The sequence below is a fragment of the Rhizobacter sp. P3_B12 genome (genome assembly GCF_056402895.1).
The window spans coordinates 1-541 of the sequence record NZ_JBFUGN010001775.1; the positions used below are offsets into that span (position 1 = coordinate 1).

A 541-nucleotide genomic window follows, 5' to 3' on the forward strand; every position below is an offset into this window, starting at 1 on the left:
ATCAGGCTCAGGTTGTTCAGGCTGTAGCCCAGCAGGTACATCACGCCGAAGGTGCCGAGCAGCGACACCACGGTGGCGACCGCCGGCACGATGGTCGCGCGCAGGCTGCGCAGGAACACGCTGACCACCACCACCACCAGCAGCACCGAGATCACCAGCGTGCCCTCGATCTCGCGCAGCGACGCGCGGATCGAGTTGGTGCTGTCGGAGGCCACCTGCAGCTCGATGTCGCTCGGCAGCTGCGCGCGCAGCTCGGGCAGCAGCGCCCGCACGCCGTCGACCGTCTCGATCACGTTGGCGCCGGGCTGGCGTGTCAGCAGCACGATCACCGCCGGCTGGCCGTTGAACAGGCCCAGCGTGCGCACGTTCTCGACGCCGTCGCTCACCTTGGCCACGTCCGAGAGCCGCACCGCCGAGTTGTTGCGCCAGGCCACCACCAGCCCGCGGTAGTCGGCCGCGCTGCGCCCGGGCGGCGGCGTGTAGATCTGCATGCGGCGCTCGCCGTCCTCGATCGCGCCCTTGGGCCGGTTCGCGTTCGAGG

The 541-nt window shown here is 70.6% G+C and carries 1 protein-coding gene; it reads right to left on the bottom strand.

The annotated features are described in order from the left end of the window. A partial coding sequence (locus tag AC1D01_RS38160; protein WP_477875216.1) for an efflux RND transporter permease subunit occupies positions 1 to 541 on the bottom strand: 541 nt, incomplete at both ends.